The organism is Nocardia sp. XZ_19_369 (assembly GCF_015355715.1).
Taxonomy (GTDB): Bacteria; Actinomycetota; Actinomycetes; order Mycobacteriales; family Mycobacteriaceae; genus Nocardia.
In genome coordinates, this window is record NZ_JACVED010000004.1 from 289214 (window position 1) to 315614 (window position 26401).

15 protein-coding genes are annotated in these 26401 nt (G+C 67.3%); 5 read left to right on the forward strand and 10 right to left on the reverse strand.

Annotated elements, in window-relative coordinates:
- Positions 1–114: 114 nt before the first annotated feature.
- The 3 genes from IBX18_RS16710 to mraY all read left to right on the forward strand — a co-directional run bounded on the left by IBX18_RS16710 (position 115) and on the right by mraY (position 3638).
- The gene (locus tag IBX18_RS16710) at positions 115–657 is read left to right on the forward strand and encodes a hypothetical protein (RefSeq protein ID WP_194834565.1); all 543 of its coding nucleotides are present in this window, start codon (positions 115–117) and stop codon (positions 655–657) included.
- Positions 658–916: 259 nt separating this feature from the next.
- On the forward strand, positions 917–2281 hold the full coding sequence (gene mgtE / locus IBX18_RS16715) for a magnesium transporter (protein ID WP_194834566.1): 1365 nt from the start codon (positions 917–919) through the stop codon (positions 2279–2281).
- Between the two features lie 280 nt (positions 2282–2561).
- Entirely contained in the window at positions 2562–3638 is a 1077-nt protein-coding gene (mraY, locus tag IBX18_RS16720) for a phospho-N-acetylmuramoyl-pentapeptide-transferase (RefSeq protein ID WP_107658576.1), read from the forward strand.
- A 103-nt stretch (positions 3639–3741) separates the two neighbouring features.
- On the opposite strand, the gene IBX18_RS16725 is transcribed toward mraY, so the two are convergent.
- Together IBX18_RS16725 and IBX18_RS16730 are read right to left on the reverse strand one after the other, a co-directional pair.
- Positions 3742–3945 (reverse strand): DUF397 domain-containing protein, encoded by a 204-nt coding sequence (locus IBX18_RS16725; protein WP_228541263.1) that lies wholly within the window; start codon positions 3943–3945, stop codon positions 3742–3744.
- Positions 3933–4820 (reverse strand): DUF5753 domain-containing protein, encoded by an 888-nt coding sequence (locus IBX18_RS16730; RefSeq protein ID WP_194834567.1) that lies wholly within the window; start codon positions 4818–4820, stop codon positions 3933–3935. The genes IBX18_RS16725 and IBX18_RS16730 overlap by 13 nt, the downstream gene beginning before the upstream one ends.
- A gap of 309 nt (positions 4821–5129) precedes the next feature.
- Between IBX18_RS16730 and IBX18_RS16735 the strand changes: the two genes are divergently transcribed.
- Entirely contained in the window at positions 5130–5372 is a 243-nt protein-coding gene (locus IBX18_RS16735) for a hypothetical protein (RefSeq protein ID WP_107658573.1), read from the forward strand.
- 357 nt (positions 5373–5729) lie between these two features.
- On the opposite strand, the gene nrdF is transcribed toward IBX18_RS16735, so the two are convergent.
- Positions 5730–6692 carry a class 1b ribonucleoside-diphosphate reductase subunit beta gene (gene nrdF, locus IBX18_RS16740; protein WP_107658570.1) on the reverse strand — a complete coding sequence of 321 codons (963 nt, stop codon included), beginning with the start codon at positions 6690–6692 and terminating at the stop codon, positions 5730–5732.
- A 417-nt stretch (positions 6693–7109) separates the two neighbouring features.
- On the opposite strand from nrdF, the gene IBX18_RS16745 reads away from it, so the two are divergent.
- Positions 7110–7508, forward strand: a complete 399-nt coding sequence (locus tag IBX18_RS16745) for a hypothetical protein (RefSeq protein ID WP_194834568.1) — start codon at positions 7110–7112, stop codon at positions 7506–7508.
- 142 nt (positions 7509–7650) lie between these two features.
- Here IBX18_RS16745 and IBX18_RS16750 read toward each other — a convergent pair whose 3' ends face one another.
- From IBX18_RS16750 to IBX18_RS16780, 7 genes are all read right to left on the reverse strand, one after another.
- Positions 7651–8109, reverse strand: coding sequence for a GNAT family N-acetyltransferase (locus tag IBX18_RS16750; RefSeq protein WP_194834569.1), 459 nt, complete (start codon positions 8107–8109; stop codon positions 7651–7653).
- Positions 8110–8317: 208 nt separating this feature from the next.
- Positions 8318–9136 carry an ABC transporter permease gene (locus tag IBX18_RS16755; protein ID WP_194834570.1) on the reverse strand — a complete coding sequence of 273 codons (819 nt, stop codon included), beginning with the start codon at positions 9134–9136 and terminating at the stop codon, positions 8318–8320.
- The gene (locus IBX18_RS16760; RefSeq protein WP_194834571.1) at positions 9136–9954 is read right to left on the reverse strand and encodes an ABC transporter permease; all 819 of its coding nucleotides are present in this window, start codon (positions 9952–9954) and stop codon (positions 9136–9138) included. The genes IBX18_RS16755 and IBX18_RS16760 overlap by 1 nt, the downstream gene beginning before the upstream one ends.
- Positions 9951–10949, reverse strand: coding sequence for an ATP-binding cassette domain-containing protein (locus IBX18_RS16765; RefSeq protein ID WP_194834572.1), 999 nt, complete (start codon positions 10947–10949; stop codon positions 9951–9953). The genes IBX18_RS16760 and IBX18_RS16765 overlap by 4 nt, the downstream gene beginning before the upstream one ends.
- Positions 10946–24310 carry a non-ribosomal peptide synthetase gene (locus IBX18_RS16770; RefSeq protein WP_194834573.1) on the reverse strand — a complete coding sequence of 4455 codons (13365 nt, stop codon included), beginning with the start codon at positions 24308–24310 and terminating at the stop codon, positions 10946–10948. Before IBX18_RS16770 ends, IBX18_RS16765 begins: the two co-directional genes overlap by 4 nt.
- A 230-nt stretch (positions 24311–24540) precedes the next feature.
- A complete protein-coding gene (locus tag IBX18_RS16775; protein WP_194834574.1) occupies positions 24541–24996 on the reverse strand; it encodes an AMP-binding protein in 456 nt (151 codons plus the stop codon).
- A gap of 154 nt (positions 24997–25150) precedes the next feature.
- The gene (locus IBX18_RS16780; protein ID WP_194834575.1) at positions 25151–26248 is read right to left on the reverse strand and encodes an ABC transporter substrate-binding protein; all 1098 of its coding nucleotides are present in this window, start codon (positions 26246–26248) and stop codon (positions 25151–25153) included.
- Positions 26249–26401 lie beyond the last annotated feature (153 nt).

Here is a 26401-nt window from a genome sequence, read left to right on the forward strand (position 1 = left end):
GACAGTGCTGGGCATGTCGTTTTTCCGGACCGCTACGGGTCGATGAACCGCCGCCGCTACGGGCCCGAAATTCACTGGCGTCGGCCGGGTAGTCCGAGTCATGCTCGAACGCACATGAAAACAGAGAAACAACCTCGACTCGGCGTCGATTTCGGCCGAGTCATCCAGGGGGCGGCCCTGCGACCGGGGGATGGCGACACGGTATTCCTCTCCGGCGGCCTCGACGAGGCCCTGCGCACACCACCCAGCCCCGACGCCTTCGACGTGCTGCCCCGGCTGGTCCGGCGCTTCGGCGGCCGAGCATGGGTGATCTCCAAGTGCGGGGTGCGGATCGAACAGCGCACCCGGCAATGGCTCGACCACCACGACTTCTACGACCGCACCGGGATCCCGCGCGACAACCTGCGCTACTGCCGCAAGCGCGCCGACAAGGCGGGGCACTGCGCGGCCCTCGGCATCACGCACATGATCGACGATCGCATCGAGGTGCATCACCACCTGCGCGACCAGGTGCCGCACCTCTTTCTGTTCGGCGCGCAAGCGGGTCCGGTGCCCGACTGGGTGCGGCACGTGCCCACCTGGCTCGCCACGGAGACCGCCGTCACCACCACGCTCACGCCGGAGTGGTCAACTGACCAGCACGATCGTTCGTGGTGAGCACTTCAACCGATTGCCTGTATCCTGCACAGGGATGCTTTCGCATCCGATCAAGGTTTCAGTAATGGTGCGGACGCGTCAGGTCTGCGGCAGCGACGAGAAGGAGGTGGGGTTGCCATGCGCAGCGAACCTCCCAGTCGAAGGCCGCGCGGCGTCGCCCCTTCGCATTCCTGAGTAGTCAGCGACGGTGGGGGCCGACGCCCGCGCGGTGTGAATTTTCGCGCTCCCATTCACTCACGCTTATTGCTGAGGACACCCCATGTCGCAGACCGATGTCATCGAAGTACGTCCGTCGCTGTCCGAATCACTGCAGGACATCGCCGACACCCACCGCGTCGACGCCGCGCTGGCCTGGCTCGACACCCATCCGCCGCACGTCATCGCCGACCAGCTGGCCCGGATGGACGCCGTCCAGGCGGGCATGGCGTTCCGGCTGCTGGACAAGGATCTGGCGCTGGCCGTCTTCGAAGAACTCGAACCGGTCGACCAGCAGCAGATCCTGCAGGGCCTGCGCGACCAGAGCTTCCGCGACCTGATCGAGGGCATGGCGCCCGACGACCGGGCCCGCATGCTGCGCGAGGCCCCCGCCAAGGTGGCCAAGAAGGTGCTGGCCGGGTTGAGCCCGCGCGAGCGCCGGATGACCGCGGCGCTGCTCGGCTATCCGGAGGGTTCGGCGGGTCAGTACATGACCCCCGAGGTGGTCGCGCTGCCGCAGAACCTGACCGTCGCCGAGGCGCTGACCATGGTGCGCGCCAAGGGTGCCAACGCCGAAACCGTCTACACGCTGCCCGTGGTGGACGCGGGCAGGCGGCTCACCGGCATCGTCGAACTGCGTGAGCTGGTGCTCAGCAAGCCGGACACGATGATCGCCGAACTGGTCGTCACCGAACCCGTCTGCGCCCGCGCCACCGACTCCGCCGAGAAGGCGGCCCGGCTGATGCGCGAGACCAACGACATCAACATGCCCGTCGTCGACAGCGAGAACCGGCTCGTCGGCCTGCTCACCATCGACGACGCCGTCGAGGTCATCGAGGCCGCGGACAGCGAGGACGTGGCCAGGCAGGCCGGCTCGGCGCCGTGGGAGGGCCACTACATGGCGGCGGGGGTGTTCCAGCTGGCCCGCTACCGCGCGATGTGGTTGCTGCTGTTGCTGTTCGCCGCCACCCTCACGGTCAGCGTCACCGACATGTTCGAGGGCACGCTGCAGCAGGCCGCCCATCTCGCGCTGTTCATTCCGCTGCTCATCGGCGCGGGCGGCAATGCGGGCGCGCAGGCCGCCACCGCCTGCGTGCGGGCGCTCGCCGTCGGCGAGGTGCGGGTGACCGACCTGTTCAAGGTGATCTGGCGCGAGTGCCGGGTCGGGCTGGTGCTCGGATCCATGCTCGCCGCGGCCGGATTGGTGATCGGCGGACTGTTCGTCGACCTGCGCGTCGCGCTGGTCGTCGGCATCACGCTGGTGCTGATCTGCGGGTGGGCCGCCACCATCGGCGGCACCATGCCGCTGCTCGCCAAGAAGCTGCGGATCGACCCCGCGGTGGTGTCCGCGCCGATGGTCACCACCCTGGTCGATGCCACCGGCCTGATCATCTACTTCACCACCGCCAAGCTGGTCCTCGGTATCTGAGCACCGGTCGGCGCGTGCGACTCGCGCTGACCGGAAGTCCGCATGCACGCCGCGGCCACCCGCACCAGGGTGGCCGCGGCTTCGGCATGTAGCGGAACTTCACGGGACAGCACACATCCCGCACGCTTGCTAACGTCGTGCATTCGCGAGGGCGATCTTTGACGCTCGGCGCTGTGTGGTGCGATCCGCAGCGGTGGCCGGGCGGCTGGGCAGTGAAAACGAGTCCGCGCGTTGGTGTTTCAATGAACGAAGAGTCCGATGACGGCCGCATGAGGGGCGAATGAGACAGATCTTGTTCTCGGCGATGATCGCGCTGGCGGTTTCCATCACCTTGACACCATTGCTGATCATGCTGTTTGCCAGGCGAAATGTCGGGCAGGAGATCCGGGCCGACGGACCGGTCAGCCACCAGGCCAAGCGCGGCACGCCGACGATGGGTGGCATCGCGATCCTGGTCGGTATGTGGGCGGGGTACCTGGGGGCGCATCTGATCGGGATCCGGCACGACGGGGAGGGGGTATCCGCCTCCGGGTTGCTCGTGCTCGGTTTGGCCACCGCGCTGGGCGTGGTCGGCTTCCTGGATGATTTCATCAAGCTGCGCAGGCAACGCAATCTCGGCCTGACCGCGACCGGCAAGTACATCGGCCAGCTCACCGCCGCAGTGGTTTTCGGTGTGCTGGCGCTGCGGTACCCCGCCAGCTCGGGTCTGACGCCGGGCAGCAGGCACATGTCCTATGTCCGGGACGTGGCCACCGTGTCGTTCGGGGTGATCGGGTTTCTGCTGGTGGTCAGTTTCCTGGTGGTGGCCTGGTCCAACGCGGTGAACATCACCGACGGCCTGGACGGACTGGCCGCCGGATCGATGAGCTTCGCGCTCGGCGCCTACGTGATCATCACCTTCTGGCAGTACACCAACGCCTGCGCGGTCACGCCCGGCGCCGGCTGCTACAACGTGCGCGATCCGCTCGATCTGGCGGTGGTCTGTGCCGCCGGGGTCGGCGCCTGCACCGGATTCCTGTGGTGGAACGCGGCTCCGGCCAAGATCTTCATGGGCGACACCGGTTCGCTGGCGCTGGGCGGCCTGCTCGCCGGTCTGGCCATCACCACCCGCACCGAGCTGCTCATGGCGGTGGTCGGCGCCCTGTTCTTCGCGGAGATCCTGTCGGTGCTCCTTCAGATCGTGGTGTTCCGCACCACCCGCAACCGGCTGTTCAAGATGGCACCGTTCCACCACCACTTCGAACTCAGCAAGTGGGCCGAGACCACCGTCATCATCCGCTTCTGGTTGCTGGCAGGCGTCGCCGCCGCCGTCGGCCTGATGCTGTTCTACGGTGAATACCTCGCCGCCATCGGCTGATTCACCGTAACGGTCCACTGTGCGAAAGTCCGGCGGCGACATCGTCGTTCGACGCACAGCGCGAGACCCCCACGGGTAGTGGGGGTCTCGTGGAACGGGTCGATTACGGATTGTCGAGATCACCCTGCGCGAGGCTCGAGGTGAAGGTGTCCCATGCCGCGGGGCTGAAGACCAGGGCGGGGCCGGTGGGGTTCTTGGAGTCGCGAACTCCGACCGATCCGCCGTCGAGATGTGCTACCTCGACACAATCTTTCACAGCGCTGCTGTGGGTGCTCTTGAACCAGTGTGCGTCAGTCATATCGTACATGCGGAGAACTCCTCTGCTATTTCTCGAATGAGAGTGCGACTTTCGGTCTCACCCAACGCCAGACGCTTGAGGTCTGTGTACACAACACGATACGCCGCAATCTCCTCCGGGCGTTCTAAATACAAATCTCCGGTGAAACCTTGGACGTAAATCACCGGTGGCTCAGTCAAATACGCGGTCGGGTGCGGCGGGAACTCCAGCAATACGAATGTTCCAACTGTTAAACCCTGATACGTTCCCGTCGACGCCGGCATCACGCGCACCGAAACATTCGGCAGCTGTGCGACATCGGCGAGATGCCGCAATTGACCGGCCATCACCGCGGTGCCGCCGGTGGGTCGGCGCAGCGCCGACTCATCGATCAGCACATCCAGGGTCACGGGATTGGCATCACTGTGGAGTCGGTCTCGGCGCAGTGCCGCTATCCTTATTGTTGTCTCCACCTCTGGCGACGGCATATTGGGAAATTCCACCCAAATCATTGCGCGCCGGTACTCATCGGTCTGCAACATTCCAGGTATAAACGTTGTCTGATACGAAATGATGTGATGCGCCGCGTCTTCCAGGCCGACGAACAGCCCGAAGTCCCTGGGTATCGACTCGTCGAAGGTGTGCCACCACCCCTTGGTCTTCGTCTCCTCGGTCAGCGCAAGCAGTACCTGGGTCAGCCCCGGCGATACCTCGTAGAGCTCGCATAACCGTTTGACGAACAACGGGTTCAACCGGATCGGGATCCCGCTCTCCATTCGCCAGAATGTTTGCTTGCTGACGCCGATGGCGTTCCGCGCGGTTTCCGAGCTGACCTTCGCCGTTGCGCGAGCTCGGCGGAGCTCGCGGGCCAATAGCCTACGGGGAAGGGTCGAGCCAGTCGTCATAGCTGTATCTCCGAGGGGTCGCTGAAGAATGGCGGTCTATTTTGGAACCCAAGTGCGGCAGCGACTGTGGAACCTCACCGAAATACCGACAGAGCTCAGTCTCGGAAGGGTGCCGACCGTGTGGCTGCGGTGTTGCACTGCATGTGTTCGGAAAGCCGATCAGCCCCAACAACCGGCGAATCGGTTTCCGCGCTCATCCAACCAGCAGACTGTAATGGAGGTTTACGGATTCGCCGAATTGCTCAGTGCGACAACGCAACAGGAACAATCCAGAATATAAATTCCTTCCAGGAAAGGCGCTGTATAACGATGGACGCGGACCTGAAATGGCAACTGGAAGCCATGGAAAATCGCGAGGCCCACATGGAGTTCGGACTGTCGACCCTGGCCGACCGAGCACGAAGAATGGATGAGCAACTGCGCTCGCTGACCGTCGCGGTCGGTGCTATCCGGTTCGCCGTCGACGGCCTCGCCGCGGACAGCGCGGACGTGCTGCACATTCTCCGGAGTGTCTATGGCGAGGGGTGGTTCGAGGAACGCGACTCGGCGTAGGCGCGCGTGGGCGGGGGGTGAACCGTGGCGATGCACACCAACTCCCGGCCGCCTGGTGCATGACGGCCGGGAGGTCGGTGCGTCAGCCGCCGAGTTCGAATCGTTCGGCGAAGCGCGACATCTCGTCGAACGGGTTGCCGGGATCGGTGCTGCCGACGACGATCCGGGTCACCCCTTCCGCGGCGAGACCTTCGACACGTTCGGCGGGCAGGTCGATCGAACCCAGCGGGTGTACTCGAGTGCGCCCGGATCACCGCCTGCGGCAACGGGTCCCGTACGGAGAGGTCCCGCACGCCATCCCCGGAAACGCGAAACGGCGGCGGAAAGCATCCGCCGCCGTGTCGAGCTGGGTATCGCTCAGAACTCCCAGTCTTCGTCTTGGGTGTTCACAGCCTTGCCGATCACGTAGCTCGAACCCGAACCCGAGAAGAAGTCGTGGTTCTCGTCCGCGTTGGGGGACAGGGCCGACAGGATGGCCGGGTTCACCTCGGTCTCGTCCTTCGGGAACAGTCCCTCGTAGCCGAGGTTCATCAGCGCCTTGTTCGCGTTGTAGCGCAGGAACTTCTTGACGTCCTCGGTGAGGCCGACCTCGTCGTAGAGATCCTGGGTGTACTCGACCTCGTTGTCGTACAGCTCGAACAGCAGCTCGAAGGTGTAGTTCTTCAGCTCGTCGCGCTCGGCCTGGCTGACCAGTTCCAGACCCTTCTGGTACTTGTAGCCGATGTAGTAGCCGTGCACGGCCTCGTCGCGGATGATCAGCCGGATCAGGTCCGCGGTGTTGGTGAGCTTGGCCCGCGAGGACCAGTACATCGGCAGGTAGAAGCCGGAGTAGAACAGGAAGCTCTCCAGCAGCGTCGAGGCCACCTTGCGCTTGAGCGGATCGTCGCCGTTGTAGTAATCCAGCACGATCTCGGCCTTGCGCTGCAGGTTTCGGTTCTCCTCCGACCAGCGGAACGCGTCGTCGATCTCCCTGGTGGAGCACAGCGTGGAGAAGATCGAGCTGTAGCTCTTGGCGTGCACCGACTCCATGAACGCGATGTTGGTGTACACCGCCTCCTCGTGCGGGGTCAGCGCGTCCGGGATCAGGCTCACCGCGCCGACGGTGCCCTGGATCGTGTCCAGCAGCGTGAGGCCGGTGAAGACCCGCATGGTCAGCTGCTTCTCATCGGTGGTCAACGTGCCCCACGAGGGGATGTCGTTGGACACCGGAACCTTCTCGGGCAGCCAGAAGTTGCCGGTCAGCCGGTCCCAGACCTCGGCATCCTTCTCGTCGGGCACCCGATTCCAGTTGATGGCCGATACCCGATCGATCAGTTTCATCCTGCCTCCACACCTTTCCCGAGCCCGCTGCCGTGACGGATCTTCTCTCCACCGGACACTACTCCTAGTGGGTGACAAGTCCGTGCAGCACAACACCTTGTGTCGCAGCGATGCGTGTCACCGAGGCGAGAAACGCCGGGAGCCATCGCGTGCGGCCCCTATTCTGCGGCACGATCGCGCGAACAGCCACATCGGTGCTGGCGCGCCGCGCGAGATCGCCAATTGTTTGCCAATGGTCCGTCCGTGGCTCGGCGCGTGCGGGCACCACGACGTGATCGGGGCGCGGCACGTTTGCCCGGCTCCGCCCGGTAGTCGGCGCCATCCGGTGACCCACCTGCCCACCTGCGCCGATTTCGCCTGATCAGGGGCTACGTTGGGCGGATAGAAGTACCACGCGTTTCGGAAGGAGTGTGTGTTATGACTAGTCCCGGCCCCGTCCGGACCGGCCCGGTGCTCAACGACATGACCATCTTCGCCGGTGTGCTCATCCTCATCACCGGCGTGCTGCACCTGCTGACCGCCGTCGCCGCCATCGCAGGCCGCGATATCTTCGTGGTCACCGAGGATCAGGTGTTCCTCGTCGACGTCTCCGCATGGGGATGGATCCACCTGGTGATCGCCGTGCTCGTGCTGATCGCCGGCTTCGGCATCGTCACCGGCAAAACCTGGGGCTACCTCGCCGGCATCGTCATGGCGTCGGTCAGCATCCTGGACAACTTCCTCTTCGCCCCCATCTACCCCTTCTGGGCACTGGTCATCATCGCCATCGATGTCCTGGTGATCTGGGCGCTCGCCCGCCAACTCGGCGCCCGGTAGCTCTCGAAACCTTCGGCCCCGGCACCCCTTTCGGCGTGCCGGGGCCGATTCGCGCCCGCTCGTTCATCGAGTGGCACACCATGGAGAGGTCCTCTCGGCGAACGCCGCCACCATGTGCCACTCGACGAGCGACTGCGGCCTACTATTCGCTGGAGTAGAGGGAGAGGCAGATCATGTCCGGTTCGAATCCGAGACCTGCCCAGAAGCGGTGGTCCTCATGGGCCTGGGCACAGGATAGATAGCGAATCGGGGCGGCGCCCCGATCGCGTAACCAGGCGACGGCGGCCTCCGCCAGCGCCCGGCTGATTCCCGAACCGCGGTGCCCCGCAACCACGTACAGCGAGTCTATTTCGCCGCTCATGCCCGGCAGTAGTCCGTCACCGGTGTCGACCCGCCCGTTGACGAACCCGGCAATCGTCGAATCCACCACCGCGACAAGGCAGAACGCGTCCCGATGCCACGCACTCATATCGAGCATTCGCGACAGCTCTGCCAATCCCCGCTCGGTCAGCGGGCCGCCGTCCACCACCTCCCGGCACATGCGATCCCACAGCTTGCCGACCACATCACCCTCACCCCGTGCAATCCGCCTGATTTCCATAGCAATTCCTTCGTCTCGTTCCATCGGTCAGCGACTGAACGGACGAAAGGCGGAGCCCGGGGCCACCGGACGTATCGAGATCTCTAGCGTCAACCTGGCATGCCACCACGGTATCGAGGCGGGGTGCTGCGGGCAACGGATTTCAGCCCAGCGGGGAACGACACGTGGCTCGAGTCCGCTGTGTAGCCGATCCGGTGGTCGCAGCGGGTCAGCGCCTGCTCGCGCGGCGGTAGCCGATGGTGGCGGGGATGGCGAAGAGGAGGATGGCGCCGAGGGACCAGAGGAGGGTGAGGGTCAGGGGGCGGGCGAGGGGGCCTTCGAGGGCAAGGGCTTTCATGGCGTCCACGGCGACGGACATGGGTTGGTTGCGGACTATGGGTTGGATCCACTGGGGGTAGGCGGCGAGGGGGACGAAGCCGGTGCTGAAGAACATCATCAGGGAGGTGAGGATGGTGATGGCTTCTACCAGAGTGGCTTTGGCGGTGAAGACGGCCACCGCAGTGACGACGGTGGCGAAGGCCAGCCCGAAAAGTACTGGGATGAACAGGAATACGAGGGTCGCGAGGACGCCCTGGTGGAAGCGGAAGCCGAGCAGGTAGCCGACGAGGATGATGGCGAGGGTGCCTGCGAAGATGCGGCACCCCTCGGCGAGGATGCGGGAGACGAGCCCGGATGCGCGGTGCACGGGCAGTACCCAGAACCGGGCGAGCAGGCCCGCGTCCCGCTCGCGGCCGAGCAGGACACCACCGGCCACCGCGCCGGACAGCGCGCCCACGAGGGTGACCATTGGTACCGAGCCGAACAATGCGCTCTCCCCGGTGAACTTACGGATCTGACCGCCGATGACGGTCTCCAGCATGATCAGCAGCAGGCACGGGATGATCAGGGTTTCCAGCAGCGTGATCGGATTGCGCGTCCAGCGCAGCAGCAACCGCTGCGTCTGAATCATGGTGTGCTGCACCAAGGACGCGACCGACACCTCCGAACCGGTGCGGGTATCTGCGGTGTGTTGAGCCAGCAGCGCCATCACGCCCTCCTCGAACTCAGTCGGATGGTCAGCGGAATGCACAGGGCGAGAATGGCGATCGCCCACGCCAGCGGCGGCCCCATCAACGACCAGGTCACCTGGCCGGCGTTGCCCACCGTGTCACCGGCCAGCGCGCGCAACCCGATCGCGAATTGGGACACCGGCTGGTTGCGTACGAAGGGCTGCACCCACGCCGGAAACTGCTGGGCCGGAGCCAGGCCCGTCGAGAGCATGCCGAAGATCAACGGCGGCAACACCAAAGCCTGAGTGGTCGCCTCCGGACTGCGCGACACCGTGCCGATCACATCGGCACCGAGCATCAGGGCAAGCCCGACGAGCATCGCGAACAGCAGGAAGCCGATGGTGTGCACGGTGTCGAGACGGAACCGGAAGCCGATCACATGACCGCAGATAACCGCCGTGACCAGCGCGATCGCCAGCCGGAACAGATTGCCGGACATGCGCGCGGCGACGGGTACGAGCGGCCCGACCGGCATGGACCCGAAGCGCCGATTGAGCCCCGCGACCGAGTCGGTGGCCGCCCGGAACGCAGCCGAGATGGCCGTGAACGCGGCGGCCTGCAACACCACGATGGGCATCATGAACTGGGCGTAGCTGCTGAATCCGGTGCCCGCGAAGGTCATCACGGTTTTCAGGGGAATGTAGAAGCTGGCCGTGAAGGCCGCGGGCGCCAGGATCGAGGCGAGCACCTCACCGGTCTTCACCGACGGCACGATCAGTCGCGTCGTCAGCACCCACCACTGCTGTGCCCGCACCGGCGTGGCTCGGGTCTGCGTCAGCCAGGTGCCGGCGGTCACGAGACACGCTCCACATCAGCCGTTTTAGTGTCGGCTCCGTCAGCAGAGGCGAGGTGGCCGGTCAGCTGGAGGAACACATCATCGAGCGACGGCCTGCGCAGCGCGATATCGACCAGTTCGACGTCCGCGCCGTCCAGGCGGCGCAATGCCTCCGCGAGGGTCTTCGCGCCGTCCGGCGCCGGGATCGCGATCCGATCCGAGTCCGGCGTCATCGCGGCCCGAATATCCTCCGGCAGCAGCGAACCGAGCGCATCGGCGATGACCGGCAGATCCTTCAGATCCAGCGGCACCACCTCGCAGTAACTTCCGCCGGTCCTGGACTTCAGCTCGTCCGCGGTGCCCTGCGCGATCACCACACCGTGGTCGATCACGATGATCCGGTCGCTGAGCGCGTCCGCTTCCTCCAGGTACTGGGTGGTGAGCAGCGTCGTGATGCCCGCCTTCTTGAAGCTGGTCACCAGATCCCAAACCCCTTGCCTACTGCGTGGATCCAGACCGGTGGTCGGTTCGTCCAGGAACACCACATCCGGCCGGACGACGAGACCGCACGCGATGTCGATACGCCGCCGCATGCCGCCCGAGTACGTGCCGACCCGGCGGCCCGCCGCGCCCACCAGATCGAACTCGGCGAGCAGCTCGTCCGCCCTGGCCCGGGCGGCGCGCTTGCGCAAACCCATCAGCCTGCCGAACATCACCAGATTCTCGTAACCGCTGAGCATGTCGTCGAGCGCGGCGTACTGCCCGGTCAGCATGATGGACCGGCGCACCGCCGCCGGGTCGGCGACCACGTCGTGCCCGGCGACCACCGCGCGTCCCCGATCCGGGGTAATGAGCGTCGACAGGACGTTCACCATGGTCGTCTTCCCGGCGCCGTTCGGGCCGAGGATGCCGAGCACCTCGCCCGGCTCGGCGACGAAATCGACGCCACGCAAAGCTTTTACGGTGCCGAAGGACTTCTCGATTCCTTCGACGACGACTCCTTGTTCGGAATTCATCCTCGGCCTCCCAGATGTTCGTCGAGCACGCGCGCGATGATCGGCAGCACGTGCGGTGCGGTCAGTTCGTCGTGGGTGACCTCGACGTCGTGGTTGCTGATCTCACCGGTCACGTACGGCCGCCAGCCGTCCGGACCGAAGATGTCGGAGGTATCGACGGTCGCGCTGAAATACACGATGTCGCCGTCGAATACCGGTCGTCGATAGCCGGTGCGGGTCCGCGCCGACGCGTTATAGGAGGCGGCCATCCGCTCGATGGTGTCCGCGTCGATGAGCGAAACACCGCCCAGCCGTTCCCGAATCAGGTCGGCGGCCTCCTGCGCCGTCGCCTCGGCGGGGACGTCGTCGATGCCGAAGACCGAGCCGAAGGAGTTCACGAACGCGCCCGCGCTGAGCCGTTCGATGCTGTCGCCGTCGATATCGGCGGTGTCGGCGTCCAGCAGGGCGACGACGCCGACGGTCTCGCCCGCCTGCTGCAACTTGGTGGCGATGGCGTGCGCGATGAGTCCGCCGAATGACCAGCCGAGCAGGTGGTACGGGCCGCTCGGTTGGATGGCGCGGATCTCGCGCACGTACCGGCCGGCGAACTCCTCGATCGAGCGGGCCGGTGGTTCGTGGCCGCCGAGATCGGGCGCTTGCAGACCGTAGATCGGCCTGCACGGCCGCAACGCATCCGCCAATCCCAGGTAAGTCCAAGACATCCCGGAGGACGGGTGTACGCAGAACAGTGCGGGTTCGGTGCCGTCGGGGCGGATCGGCAGCACCACGTCCAGCCCGAGTCCGGTGGGTGCGGCCGTGGCGATCTGTGCCGCGGCTTGCGCGGCAATGGCGGCGGTCTCGTCGTCCGCCGCGGTGCGTGCGGCGGGGGACTGCGCGAATTCGGCGGCGGCCCGCAGCGTGTCGACCCACAGATCGGCCAGCTCGGCGACCTCGTCCTGTGACAAGAGCTCTGCCGGGAAGCCGAAGCTCGCCTGCAACCGGTCACCGACCACCACGGCGTTCACATCGATCGCCGATTGCAGTGGCACAGTGGGATGTTCGGTGGCGTGCAGGTCGCCGAGCTCGTCGGTGGGCAGCCAGCCGAGTCCTTCGAGCCCGGCCGGGATGTCACCGGTCGAGTACCGGCCGAGGTAGTTGAAGCTGACCTGGCCCGGCAGTCCGGCCGGAAGTTGTTCGGCCGCCACTGGATTCAGGTAGCGCAGCAGGCCGAAGCCGATGCCCTTGTCCGGCACCGCGAGCAGCTGATGCTTCACGGCGCGGATAGCCGTGCCCATCGCCGCACCACCGGCGAGCGCGTCGTCGAGGTCGATGCCGTCGAGGTTCAGCCGGACGGGGTAGATGCTGGTGAACCAGCCGATCGTGCGGGACAGATCGGCACCGGGGATCACTTCCTCTTGCCTGCCGTGCCCTTCGAGCCGGAGCAGTGCCTCGGCGGTTCCGGCGGTACGAGACCGCCAGCGCGCCAGCGCAATCGCCAACGTGGCGAGCAGTGCGTCGTTCACCCCACCCTGGAACAACCCGGGCAGTGTGGTGAGCAGTGCGTTGGTGACCTGCGGGGAGACCTCGCGGTCGAGCATGCGCAACGTGTGCGCCTGGTCGATGGCGGAGTCCAGCGGGCGGGAACCGATCAGGGGATCGTGCCCGGTGATGACGTCGCGCCAGTAACCGAGCTCGGAAACCCGCTTGTCCGTGTGCGCCTCGTAGACCAGGGCATGCGCCCACCGCCGCATCGACGTGCCGGTCTCGGCGAGCACCGGGGTGTTGCCGACCGACACCTGTGCCCACGCGGCGACCAGGTCCGGCACCAGGATGCGCCACGAGACACCGTCGATGACGAGATGGTGCGCCACCACGATCAAACGTCCGGCGCGCGTGCGGGTTCCACCATCGCCCACCGGGTCCAGCCAAATGAACTGGAGCACAACACCGTCGGCCAAATCGAGCCGGTTCATCGCGGCATCCAGCTCGGTCACCGCGTATTCGCGCAGCTCGACCGAGTCGGCGGCGGCGTCGAACTCGATACGGTGCACGAGCGCGTCCACCTCGACCGAACCGACTTCGCCGACTCGCAGGCCCGGCGCACCGTTCTCGTCGGGAGAAAGCCGGGCACGCAGCATGTCGTGCCGGTCGACCACCGCTGCCAGCGTGGCGACGATCTGGGCTCGATCGATCCCGACCGGCAGCTCCAGCACCGCAGTCTGTGCGAAGCGGCGATAGTCGCCGCCCCGTTCGAGCATGTAGTGCACGATCGGCGTCAACGGCAGCTCGCCGACGCCACCACCGGGCAGTTCGTCCAGTATGACTACCGCGCCTGCGGCGTCGGCGGCCGCGGCCAGTGCGGCCACGGTCCGGTGCTCGAACACCTGCAGCGGTGTGCAGTGCACGCCGTGTTGCTTTGCCCGCGAGACCAGTTGGATGGCGAGGATGCTGTCGCCACCGAGCGCGAAGAACGAGTCGTCGGCGCCGACCTTGTCGAGCCCGAGCAGCTCGGCGAAGATCCCGGACAGGGTCTCCTCGGTCGGCGTGGACGGCGCACGGTACTCGGTGCGTTCGGCGGTGAATTCCGGTGCGGGCAGCGCCTTTCGGTCCAGCTTGCCGACCGCGGTGAGCGGAATGGCATCCAGCACAACGAAGGCGGACGGAACCATGTAGGCGGGCAGCGTGTCGGCGGCGTTGGCGCGGACCCGGGCGAGATCGAGCTCGACGCCCGGCGTACGCACCAGATAGGCAGCCAGCGCGGTTGCCCCGGTCGGACCGGGAACGCCGAGGGTTACGGCGAAATCGACACCGTCGACCCGGCCGAGCACAGCGTCGATCTCGCCGAGTTCGATGCGTTGACCACGGACCTTGACCTGGAAGTCGGTGCGGCCGAGGTACTCCAAGGCCAAGCCGGCGGTGGTGCGCGTCCAACGCACCAGGTCGCCGGTGCGATACATCCGCTCGCCCGCTTCGCCGAACGGATCGGCGATGAACCGGCCCGCCGTCAAGCCGGGTCGGGCGTGGTAGCCGCGGGCCAAGGCAGGCCCGGCCAGGTACAGCTCGCCCGCGACGCCGACCGGCACCGGGCGCAGCCGGTCATCGAGGACGAGGGCGGCGGCCCCGCGCACCGGCGTGCCGATGGCCACCGGCTCGCCGACCACCAGTGGCACGGAACCCGTTGCCCAGATGGTGAATTCGGTCGGGCCGTACAGGTTGATCATGGTGCGGTCGGCGGCCCAACGCTCGACCAACTCTGCGCCGACCGCTTCGCCCGCCACCGCGAGCATCCGGACACTCGATACCTCGCCGGGATCCAGGGTGGCCAGCGCCGACGGTGTGATCACCATGTGGGTGACCTGCTCTGCCGCAATCAGTTCAGCGAGGGCGCTGCCACCGAATACTTCTGGTGGCGCGACCACCGAGGCGCCGCCGGAGCCGAAGGCCATGAGCGCCTCGAAGACCGAGGCGTCGAAACTCGGTGAAGCCACCTGCAATACCCGGGAGTGCTCATCGAGTCCGAGCGACTCGCGTTGCGCGACAATCAAGTCGGCGACGCCGCGGTGCGACACCGAGACACCCTTCGGTGTTCCCGTCGAACCGGAGGTGTAGATCATCCACGCCGGGTTGTCCGGCCGGATCGGGCTCGGGAGTTCGCCGTCGCCCAGCGGGCTCGCACTCGCCCGGCACCAGCGTCCGACCAGGTCCACGTCGTCCAGCACCAGCCAGTGCGTGCTGTCCGGCAGCAGCGGCCGGTAGGCGGCCACCGTGAGACCCACGCGGGCCTGAGAATCGGTGAGCATGTGGTCGATGCGCTCCACCGGATGCTTCGGGTCGACCGGCAGGAAGGCCGCGCCGACCTTCGCCGCCGCCCACATGCCGGTCAGCAGTTCGGCCGAACGGGGAAGGCTGAGGGCGACCACGGATTCCGCGCCCACGCCGGCTTCCAGCAGTAGGCGGGCCAGCCGGTTGGTGTGTGCGTCGAGTTCCCGATAGGTCGTGGTGTGTCCGGCGGCGACCACGGCGGGTCGGTCCAGGTGCCGGTCCATTGTCCGTGCGAGTAGCTCGGGAAGTGTTGTCGTCCCGGCACTCTCGGGTCCGCGCACCAGTACCAGGGTGGCGCGTTCGGTGTCGTCGAGGATGTCGATATCGGCGAGCCGTGTGTCCGGCTCGGCCAGCACGGTCGCGAGTACGCGCCGCCATCGAGTGGCGAACGCCGCCACTGTTGCCGCGTCGAACAGGTCCGTTGCGTAGGTCAGCACACCGGACAGTCCGGCCGGACCCGTCTCGCCGAAGCGCTCGCGCAGGTCGAGGGTCAGGTCGAATTGTGAAGTGCGCCGGTCGAAGTCCTCCACCTCGAACCGTAGTCCCGGCAGTTCCAGCACCGGCTCTACGAAGTTCTGCAACGTCAGCGACACCTGGAACAATGGATGATGCGCAGTAGACCGAGTCGGATTCAACACCTGCACAAGGCGTTCGAACGGCACATCGGCATTCGCGAACGCATCCAGATCCACGGCGCGCACCGCGGTCAAGAAGTCGCCGAATCCGGCGCCCGGATCGACCGATGTGCGCAGCGCCAGGGTATTGACGAACATCCCGACCAGCTCGTCCAGCGCTTGCTCCCCGCGCCCGGCGACCGGCGTGCCGATCACCACATCGTCGGTGCCACCGAGCCGCGCCAGCAGCACCGCGAGCGCCGCGTGCACGACCATGAACAGGCTGACATTGTGCGACGCCGCGAATTCCACCAGCGCACGGTGCAATCCGGCATCGATGGTGAACTCGACGTCGGCACTGCGCATGGTCTGCACCGCAGGTCGCGGCCGATCGCTGGGCAACTCCAGGACATCGGGCGCTCCCGTGAGCGTGTCGTTCCAGAACCGAAGCTGCTGCGCCGCCATCGAGTCCGGATCCGATTCGCTACCGAGCAACTCGCGATGCCACAGCGCGAAATCGGCATACTGCACGCCCAGCGGAACCCTGGTCGTCTCCGCACCACTGACCCGCTCCGAATACGCGGCGACCAGGTCGGCCGCCAGCGGCGCCATGGACGCACCATCCGCACTGATGTGGTGCACCACGAGGACGACGATGTGCACGGCCGGGGTATTCGTGCCGGGGGAGTCGTCGGTTACCACCGGAGCTGTGGCCATCGAGTGGCCCGACGATACCGGTGGGGTGCCCGACGATGGGCTGGACTCGACCGGAGGGCGGCCCGCAAGAGGACTCGACACCACCGGCGCGGAACCCGCGAACGTGCTGGCCGGGGCCAGGCCGGAATCCGCTGCGTCCGCCGTGACGATGCGGAACAACCCGACACGCAGCGGCGGCTCCTTGGCGATGTCGAATCCATTGCCCGCCAACGCGTTGATTCGCGCGCGGAGCGGCGCACCGTCCTCGCTGTCGATCAATGTCAGGGTGGGCGCCGCCATCTCGGTACTCATCACCACCTGGCGGGGGCCGTCGGAGTCGGCGGGGTAGATGGTGCGCAGGCTTTCGTGCCGGTCGACGACGTCGGTGAGGGCCAGCCGCATGGCGTCCACGTCGAGCGCACCGGTCAGCCGCAGGGCGACCGCGATGTTGTACGCCGACGAGGTGGGGTCGAGCCGGTTGAGCACCCACATGCGCTGCTGTGCGGGGGACAAGGGGATGCGGTCCGGCCGGATCCGGGGGGCGAGCGCGAAGCGGCCGGGCTTGCCGTCGGTTGCCGGGACCACGCGCCCGGACAGTTGGGCGACGGTGGGCGCGTCGAACAGGTCACGCAGCGCGATCGTTGATCCCAACGCCGAATTGACCCGGGCGACAACCTTGGTCGCGCTGAGCGAGTTGCCGCCGAGCTCGAAGAAGGACTGGTCGACACTGACCCGCTCGCGGCCGAGCACATCACCGAACACCTCGGCCACCGCCTGCTCGACCGGTGTACGTGGCGCCAGGTAGGGCCGGTTGGTATCCGAGAAGTCCGGCACGGGAAGGGCTTTGCGGTCCAGCTTGCCGACCGGCGTCAGCGGAATCGAGTCCAGCACGACGAGATAGCCGGGCACCATGTAGCCGGGCAGCTCGGCGGCCACCTGGACGCGCAGTCGCTCGGTATCCAGCTCGACGCCCTCGGCGGGCAGCACATACGACACCAGCACGGTCGCGCCCGCCGGCCCGGCCCGGCCGATCGTCACCGCGTACTCGACCTGCTCGTCGCGCGAGAGCACCGCGTCGATCTCGCCGAGCTCGATGCGCAGGCCGCGAATCTTGACCTGGAAGTCGCTGCGCCCCAAGTACTCCAGCTCGCAACCGCCACCGCGACCGACCACCCAGCGCACCATGTCGCCGGTTCGGTACATCCGCTCGCCCGGCTCGCCGAACGGATCGGCGACGAAGCGACTCGCCGTCATCTCGAACCGGTTGAAGTAGCCGCGCGCAAGGGCTGGTCCGGCCAGATAGAGCTCACCCGCGACCCCCACGGGCACCGGCCGCAGCCAGGTGTCGAGCACCATGTTCGCCGCGCCACGGATCGGCCCGCCGATGGTGATCGGTTCGCCCGCAACGAGTTCCGCAGGCCCGGTGGCCCAGATACTGAACTCCGTCGGGCCGTACAGGTTCACCATCCGCCGCCCGACGGACCAGCGCTCGATCAGCTCGGGCGTGGCCGCCTCACCCGCGACCGAGAGCACCCGCAGGTGGTCGAGATCGGTCGGGTCCATGGTGGCCAGCGCGGACGGCGTGATCACCGCGTGGGTGACCCGTTCGGTACGCAGCAGTTGTTCGAGTTCGCTGCCGCCGTAGACATCCGGCGGGGAAACGACCAACCTGCCGCCCGAGCCATGCGCGGTCAGCAGTTCGAACACCGAAGCATCGAAGCTCGGCGACGCCACCTGCAACGCACTCGCGGTCGGATCCAATGCCAGCGAGTCCCGCTGGGTGGCAACCAGATTCGCGATACCCCGATGGCTGAGCAGCACGGCTTTGGGCTTGCCGGTGGAACCGGAGGTATAGATCAGGTACGCGGTCTGATCGACATCGATCGGACCGCCGCGCTCCTCGTCGGTGATCGGATCGGCGGACACCGTCATCACCCGGCGGATCGTGTTGAGGTCGTCGAGCAGCAGCCAGTCGATGCTGCCCGGCAGCGTCTCACCGGTCGCGGTGACCGTCACGCCGATGGGCGCCTTCGAGTCGGTGAGCATGTGCTCGATCCGCTCGACCGGATAGTGCGGGTCCAGTGGCGCGAACGCCGCGCCCGACTTGGCCAGCGCCCACACCGCGACCACCGACTCCAGCGAGCGGGTGAGGGCGAGCACGACGAACACCTCCCGCCCGACGCCCCGGCTCAGCAGCAACCGCGCGAACCGGTTCGACCAGGCATCGAGCTCCCCGTAGGACATGCTGAGCTCGCCCGCGCTGACCGCGATGGCATCGCCATCGATGGCCGCACCGGCGGCGAGGATGTCGGGCAGCGTGCGCACGGGCAGCGACTCCGGTCCCCGCACCGGCAGCAGCGCGGCACGTTCGCCGTCGTCGCAGTACTGCACCTGCGAGACCAGGGCGCGCGGGTTGTCGGCGAGCTGGGTGAGCAACCGGACGAAGCGATCCAGCAGCGGTCGCGCGTCCGCGGCATCGAGCTGATCGGCCATGAATTTCAGGCTGACGCGCAAGGTGTCGTGACCGTCCGCGCCGCGCAGCGGAATGACCATGAGGTTCAACGGGTATGGCGTCGCGTCGGTGCCTTCGACGTCGAGCACTCGCATGCCCGCGATGTCCAGCGCCTGCGAGAGCGCCTCCCGGTCGATCGGGTAGGACTCGAAAACGGTGAGTGTGTCGAACAATTCGGCGAGACCGACGGCCTGATGGATGGCGGCCAGCCCGACATGCTGATGATCCATCAGCCGCGCCTGCTCGGCTTGCAGGCGGGCGAGCAGGTCGACCACCTTCTCCGCCGGATCGAGGCGAACCCGCACCGGCAAGGTATTGATGAACAGTCCGATCATCTCTTCGACACCGGTGAGTTCCGGTGGCCGCCCGGAGACCGTGCCGCCGAACACCACATCGGTGCGGCCGGTGCGCATGGCGAGCAGCATCGCCCAGCTCGCCTGCACGAGAGTGTTGACCGTGGCTCCGGATTCGCGAGCGGTCGCCTCCAAACGGGCGACGGTGTCGGCGGACAGCTCGGTGGACAGCATGCCGGTCTCGGTCGATTCGATGCCCGCCAAGGTCGGCACCGCGCGGGTGGGGGTATCGATGCCGGCGAGCGATTCCCGCCATGCGGCAATCGATTCGGCGTCGTCCCGCTCGTCCAGCCAGGACAGAAATTCGCGATAAGAGTGCGCGGGCGGCAGCGCCGAGGCGTCACCCGAGGTGACGTACAGCGCGAGCAGCTCGCGCACCAGCAGCGGCGTCGACCAACCGTCCAGCACCAGATGGTGATTGGTGAGCACGAACCGGTAGGCGTCGACGGAAATACGGATCAGCGTGCAGCGCACCAGCGGTGGCCGGGTCAGCTCGAAGCGGGTGCGGGCGTCGAGCGCGATCACCCGGTCGAGTTCGCGCTGCCGCAGTTCGGCATCGTCGATGCCGGCCAGATCAACTTCCTGCCACTGTATTTCGGCGTCGGCCAGGGCGAGCTGCCGTGGACCGTCGTCGGTTTCCACGTAGGCGACCCGCAGATTCTCGTGCCGGGCCACCAAAGCCTGTGCGGCGGTGCGCAATCGGGCCGCCTCGACGGTGCCGGCCAGGGTGAGCAGCGACTGCACCGTGTATCCGTCGGCGGTATCGGAGTCGTAGAGCGCGTGGAACAGCAGGCCGTATTGCAGTGGCGAGAGCGGCCATACGTCGGTGAGATTCGGGTAGTCGCGTTCCCAGGTATCGATCTGCGACTGCGTCACCGGGACGAGCTCGAAGTCCGACGGTGTGCGGCCGCCCGATCCCGCGGACTCGGCATGCGCGGCGAGCGCTCGCAGTGCCTCGGTCCAGAGCTCGGCGAGCCGGTCGACGTCGGCTGCGTCGAGCAGCCGAGATGCGTACGCCCAGGTCACTTCCAAACCGCTGTCGGTGAGTACCGCGTTGATATCGACGACGGCGGCCAGCGGTGCCCGATCGTCCTGGGTGGCCGCGAAGCGTTGCGGCAGCCACGGTCCGGTGTCGGCGCCGGTGGTCGCCCGGCCCAGGTAGTTGAAACTGATCTGCGGCGTGGGCCCTTCGGCGAGGACCGCGGCGGTGTCGGCGGTGAGGTAGCGCAGCATGCCGAAGCCGACACCTTTGTCCGGCACCGTCCGCAGCTGTTCCTTGGTGGTCTTGATGGCGGTGCCCGCCGCGGCGCCACCGGTGAACGCGTCGGCGAGATCGACCCCGGTCAGGTCGACGGCCACCGGATACACGCTGGTGAACCAGCCCACCGTGCGCGCGACATCGGCGCCGGGCAGGATCGCCTCCGTCCGTCCGTGCCCTTCCAGGGTGAACAGCGTCGCGGTCCGCTCGCGCCACCGCCCGATCGCCATGGCGAGCGCGGCGAGCAGCACATCGTCTGCGCTGCAATGGAATCGATCGGGTGCGGTGCTGAGCACGGTGTGCGCGATATCGGGCGTGACGATGGTCTGCCGGTGCGCCATGGTCGCCACGACATCGACGGCCGGATCCAGGGTGTCCGAACCGAGCGCCGGATCGGGAGTCGCCAGGATGCGTTGCCAGAGCGGCAATTCGGCGGCCCGTTCGCCCGCCTGCGCCACCTGGCCGTGGGCCCAGCGCCGGAACGAGGTACCGACCGGCGCGAGGGTGCCACCCAGCGCGGCGGTGGCGAGATCGGGCAGCAGGATGCGCCAGGAGACCCCATCCGTCACCAGGTGGTGCAGCACCAGCCAGAGCACGGGCTCCGCATCGCTGTGCTCGATCAGCACGAAGCGGGCGACCACCCCTGCGGCGGGATCGAGCAGATCGGCGGCGCGCTGCAACTCGCGTTCGTACGTTTCCTGGGTATCCGGTCCGGCCGCGACGACATCCACCAAAGATTCGGCAGCCACCGAACCACGCTCGGCCACCACCCACTCCCAGTTCCCCGCGGTGTGCCGCAGCGACGAACGCAGCAGATCATGCTGGTCGAGCAGCGCCTGCACCGCCGTGACGAGGCGAGCCCGCTCGAAGCCGGCGGGCAGTCCGACAAGCACCGCCTGAGCGAATCGGCCCCAGCTGTCGCCCTGATCCAGCATGGCGTGCACGATCGGCGTGAGCTCGACCGCGCCGACCCCACCGCCGGGCAACTCGTGCACCACCTGCGCCTGCACCTCGGTGGCGACGGCGGCCAGCGCGGCAACGGTCTTGCGCTCGAACACATCCCGCGCACTGAGCCCGATGCCCGCGGCTTTGGCCCGCGACACCAGCTGGATGGACACGATGCTGTCCCCGCCGAGTGCGAAGAAGCTCTCGTCGACGCCGACCGACTCCAGCCCGAGCACCTCGGCGAACAGCGCGGCCAACGCCTCTTCGCGCGGGGTGGACGGCGCGCGGCTGACGATCGCGCGCGCCCCGAAATCCGGTGTGGGCAGAGCCTTGCGGTCCACCTTGCCGAGCGGTGTGAGTGGGATGCTGTCGAGCACCATCACCACCGCGGGCACCATGTAGGCCGGAAGTGTTTCTCCGGCAGCAGCTTTCAGCGCCTCGGGATGTACCTCGGCCCCGGGCTTCGGCAGGACATACGAAACGAGTGCGGTGGCACCGGATCCCGTTTCGGCCCCGACCGTGATCGCGAAGTCGACATCCGGATGCCGTTGCAGCGCGGCATCGATTTCCCCGAGCTCGATGCGAAAGCCGCGGACCTTCACCTGGAAGTCGCTGCGCCCCTGGTACTCCAGCTCGAGCCGGCCGCCGCGTTCGCTCCAGCGCACCAGGTCGCCGGTGCGGTACATGCGCGCCCCGGCTTCATAGGGGTTCGCCACGAAACGCTCTGCGGTGAGCCCATTGCGCCGGTGGTAGCCCCGTGCGAGTCCGGCACCAGCCAGATGCAGCTCACCGATGGTCCCGGGCGGGACCGGCCGCAACCACGGGTCGAGCACTACAGCAGCGACACCGCGCACCAGGCTGCCGATGGTGACCGGCGCGGCAGGGACGAGCCCCTCGCTCAATGTCGCGGTCACCGTGGTTTCGGTGGGGCCATACCCGTTCAGCAGGGTGCGACCGGCCCACTTGGCCACCAGCTCGGGCGGGCAGGCATCGCCGCCGACGATCACGGTGCGCAGCTCAGGCAGGGTCGCCGGATCGAGCGATCCCACGACCGTCGGCGTGACATTGAGATGGGTGACGCGATGGGTGCGCAGTACTTCCGCCATCTCCTCGCCGGCGTACGCGGCGGGCGGCACGACGGCCAAGGTGGCGCCGCAGGCCAGCGTCACCAGAATCTCCTCGACTGATATGTCGAAGCTCGGCGAAACCGCATGCGCCACTACGGAATCGGCGGTTACGCCGAATCCGGCCCCGGAACCGGTCGCGAGGTTGGTTAGTCCGCGATGCGAAACCAGTACGCCCTTGGGCAATCCGGTGGATCCCGAGGTGTAGATGATGTACGCGACCTGATCGAGGTGCATGGCGACGGTGACGGCGGTCGTGTCCTGCTCGCGCACGCTGCGCGTGGTCACCTCGTCATCGAGGATCAGCCAGGTCACCCGCTCCGGCAACGACTTCCGGGCGGCCGCGACGGTCACCCCGGCGACCACACCGCTGTCGCCGACCATGTGCTCGATCCGGTCGGCGGGATAGGTCGGATCGATCGGCACGAACGCCGCGCCGGTCTTGGCCACCGCGATCATCGCCAGCACCGACTCTGCCGAGCGGGGGATCGAGATCGCCACGGCGCGTTCCGGTCCGGCGCCGTTCGCGATGAGCACCCTGGCCAGCTGGTTCGTGTACTCGTCGACCTGACGGTAGGTCAACGCGGTAGCCCCGGCTCGGATCGCCACCGCATCGGGATCGAGTGCCGCACCGGCCGCGAGGATTTCCGGCAGGGTGCGAGGCGTGACTCCTGCGGGTCCACGGGCAGGCACCAGCTCGGCCCGCTCGTCGTCGGACACGACCGGCACCGTCGAGAGCGCGGCTTCCGTTCCCGCAGCGAGGAATTCGTGCAGGAACAGCAGGAAGCGGCGATGGTGCGCCGCCAATTCCGCGTCGCTGTACAGGTTTCCGTTGGCTTGAAAATCGATGTGGGTGCTCTCGCCGCCCACGCCCGGATACACATTGACGAACAGATCATCGATCAACCCGGACGTCAGCACGTGCAGGCGACCGGTGACCGCACCGAGCTGAATCCTGGTGTCCACCATCATCAAATTCACCGAGGGCCCGAACGACGCGGTCTCGTCCATCGGCCAGCCCAGATCGCGGAAGATGTCCTCCTGGCGGTATCGCTGCCGCCGCAGTGCCCCGGTCAGCTCGCCCTGGGCCGCCCGGATGACATCGCCGACCGTGGTGGTCGGCGTCATGGTCAGCCGCAGCGGAACGACATTGGCGATCATGCCGCCGGACCGGCGCAGTACCGCCGTGGTACGCGCCGAAACAGGCAGGCTCAGCACAACTTCGGGCGCACCGGTCATCGCGGCGAGATACGCCCCGAACGCCGCGACCACCGTCGGCGCGACACCGGAGGAGGCCGCCTTCGCGACGTCGTCGAGCAGCGCGGTGGTCTCCGCGGGCAGCGCGCCCGCGACGCGACTCGGGTGCGCGTCGACAGCTGCGGTGCGGCCGGCGAGACTCACCGGATCGGCCATCCCGTGCAGATGCTCGCGCCAGTACTCCCGGTCGGTGCCGAACCGATCCGAACTGCGGTACGCCGCATCGGCCTCGACGATCCGGCGCAGATCCTCGGCCTTCGCGGCAGGCGGCTCCTTGCCCTCGACCGCCGCGTTGTAGAGCTCCCCGGTGCGCTGCACCATGGTCAGCGCGCCCATGCCGTCCAGCACGATGTGATGGATCCGCGAGTACCAGTACCAGTGGTCGTCGGCGACCCGCAGCATGACGACGCGCACCAGTCGATCGCGGGTCAGGTCGAGCGGAGCGTCGTATTCGGCCCGCATCCACGCGTGCGCGGCGGTCACCGGATCGCGTTCCCCGCGCAGATCCAGGGTGTCCAGGGTGTCGTCGAGGGTGGTGTCCACGAACTGATACGGATGGCCGTCGACCTCGACGAGCCGCAGATACCCGGTGCCGAACTCGCGGCCGGCCTGACGCGCCGCATCGGCGAGCAGGTCCAGGTCGATCGGTCCGCTCAACTCGACGTACTGGGCGATGGAGATCGGCGTGTCGCCGGCGAGGTGCTGGGCGAACCAGATGCCGCGTTGCGCCGCGGACAGCTCGAAGGCGTCGATGGGCAGAGCGCTGCCGGATTCGGTGGGCGAGGGGAGAGGCTGTTGCATGAATAGTCCTACGTTTTTACCGCCCGCAGCTGCCGCGGAGTGACCGCCGCTGAGCCACCGCGGTAGTGGTAGTACTTGCCGCACAGCTCGCGACAAGATTCATTCTGAACCGATGACGTGTGCACCGATGGCGTTTGCCAACACGAGGTCCGAACATGCCGACAGGCGCGTCCCGAACATGCCGACAGGCGCATCCCGAACGGACATCGTCCGGGGCGCGCCTGGGGAAATCAGGCCGACTTCGGCAGTGCGAACTCAGCCGAAGTCAGCGGTGCATCGGAGCCCGCGAGGTAGCGCTGCAACGTCGAGCGGTCGTCCAGCACCAGCCAGGAGATCGCGTCGGTGAGCTCGCCGCGCTGCGACTTGGTCGTCACACCGAGGGCGGTACCCAGCGCGAACGAACCGTCGTCGGTGATCGGCGCGGGAGTGGCGCCGATCTTGACGATGGCCCGCTCGGCGACCACGGACTCGATCTCATCGGTGATCGCGATCGCGATTCGAGTGTTGGCTGTGGCGCCGATCCCGAGCAGCAGCCGAGCCAGCCGGTTCGACCAGCTGTCCAGTTCGGCGTAGGTGAGCGTGCAGTCGCCGGTGGACACCACAACCGCGTTCGGATCGACCTCGGCGACGGGCCGCGCGAGCGGCAGCAGGCGGATGTTGTCGAGCGATTCGGTCAGCGTATGCATGGTGGTTGTTCCTCGGAGTCTCGGTGAAGAGGTGTCTTGCGTACCTCTAAATCTCGTCTACGAGGGCGAACTTCGACAGCAACCCAAGCGCTGGTCGAGGTACCTCCCAGGGTGGGGAAAATTTCACCCCAGGGGTACTGCGGAGCTGGACAGGTCAGTCGGTGACGAACCCGTTGAGCGTGCCGCTCAGGTCGGCGAGCAGGGCGCGGGCGGCGGTGAGGCCGTTGCCGTGCCAGACGGTGTCCTCGACGGCGAACACGCGCTTGTCGGTCGCGGCGCCGAGGTCTTTCCACTCCTCGGTGCGCAGCACCGTCTCGCCGCGCTTCTTGCCCTCTTCACCGGCCAGGAGCACGTAGATCAGGTCGCCCTCCACCTTGGTGGCGAACTGGTCCGGGGTGACATCGAACGAGGCGCCGCGCTGCGCGGTCGGCCGCTGCACACCCGCGTCGCCGACGACCTGACCCGCGAAGCTGTTGTTGCCCTGAACTTCGTTGGTATCGGCGGTGAATCGGATGAGCGAGGCTTGAGTTTGATTGGCGGCGATGTCGTTGCCGGTGGTCGTTGCCTGGGTGCGGTAGTCGTCGAGCGCGGTGTCCGCGGCCGCGCGCCGACCCAAACCTGCTGCGAGCGCGGTGAATTCGGCCTGCCAGCTGTTGTTCGCGCCGACCAGCACGGTGGGCGCGATGGCCCGCAGCGTGTCGAAACTCGCGGTGGCAGTAGGGATATCGCCGAGTATGAGGTCTGGGTGCAGGTCGGCGATGAGCTTCGGATCGGGCTGTGCGGCGGAGCCGACGCCGGGGATCTTCAGCACGCCGGTGCCGAGATAGGCGGGCTGCGGGCTCGGGCCGTCCAGGGTGACCGCGCCGACGACGCGTTCCCACAGACCGACCGCGCACACCGCGTCCAGCGCCGAGGTGGTGAGCACGACGATGCGCTGCGGGTCGGCGGGCACCTCCGAGACGCCCGCGGCGTGCGTGACGGTGCGCGTGCTGCCGTTGGCCGGATCGGGTGCGCTCGGCAGCGCACAGGCCTTACTGGTGTCGCGTTCGAGCCCGACCACGCCGGCGCCGGCGATGTTCGTGGTGGTGCGCACGATGCTGCTCGCGTCGTCGGGTGTGCTGCTGCACCCCGCCGCGACGACCGTCGCGCATAACGCGGCGACGGCGACGATCCGGCGCCGTGCCACGCGGGCGGTGCCGGATCGGGGAGAGGCTGTGCGGTTTCCGGTGCGAACGTAGGCGCTCAGCGGCATGCGGGTGAGGGTACATGCGTGCCGGGAGCACGGCGGGAAGTGCCCACCGTGCCCGCGTGCCCATAGCGATGGCCGCGCCGATGGCCGCGCGGAACCCCGGATGCGCCAAAGGATTCCGTGCGGCCGCCGGTTCGGAGTGCTGGAAGTCGTCCT

Bases quoted from the DNA above. Each gene is read 5' to 3' on its own strand.
- IBX18_RS16775 (WP_194834574.1), bottom strand. From the start codon at position 24,996: ATGCATACGCTGACCGAATCGCTCGACAACATCCGCCTGCTGCCGCTC.
- IBX18_RS16770 (WP_194834573.1), bottom strand. From the start codon at position 24,310: ATGCAACAGCCTCTCCCCTCGCCCACCGAATCCGGCAGCGCTCTGCCC.
- IBX18_RS16730 (WP_194834567.1), bottom strand. From the start codon at position 4,820: ATGACGACTGGCTCGACCCTTCCCCGTAGGCTATTGGCCCGCGAGCTC.
- IBX18_RS16765 (WP_194834572.1), bottom strand. From the start codon at position 10,949: ATGAATTCCGAACAAGGAGTCGTCGTCGAAGGAATCGAGAAGTCCTTC.
- mgtE (WP_194834566.1), top strand. From the start codon at position 917: ATGTCGCAGACCGATGTCATCGAAGTACGTCCGTCGCTGTCCGAATCA.
- IBX18_RS16750 (WP_194834569.1), bottom strand. From the start codon at position 8,109: ATGGAAATCAGGCGGATTGCACGGGGTGAGGGTGATGTGGTCGGCAAG.
- nrdF (WP_107658570.1), bottom strand. From the start codon at position 6,692: ATGAAACTGATCGATCGGGTATCGGCCATCAACTGGAATCGGGTGCCC.
- mraY (WP_107658576.1), top strand. From the start codon at position 2,562: ATGAGACAGATCTTGTTCTCGGCGATGATCGCGCTGGCGGTTTCCATC.
- IBX18_RS16735 (WP_107658573.1), top strand. From the start codon at position 5,130: ATGGACGCGGACCTGAAATGGCAACTGGAAGCCATGGAAAATCGCGAG.
- IBX18_RS16725 (WP_228541263.1), bottom strand. From the start codon at position 3,945: ATGTACGATATGACTGACGCACACTGGTTCAAGAGCACCCACAGCAGC.
- IBX18_RS16745 (WP_194834568.1), top strand. From the start codon at position 7,110: ATGACTAGTCCCGGCCCCGTCCGGACCGGCCCGGTGCTCAACGACATG.
- IBX18_RS16710 (WP_194834565.1), top strand. From the start codon at position 115: ATGAAAACAGAGAAACAACCTCGACTCGGCGTCGATTTCGGCCGAGTC.
- IBX18_RS16780 (WP_194834575.1), bottom strand. From the start codon at position 26,248: ATGCCGCTGAGCGCCTACGTTCGCACCGGAAACCGCACAGCCTCTCCC.
- IBX18_RS16755 (WP_194834570.1), bottom strand. From the start codon at position 9,136: ATGGCGCTGCTGGCTCAACACACCGCAGATACCCGCACCGGTTCGGAG.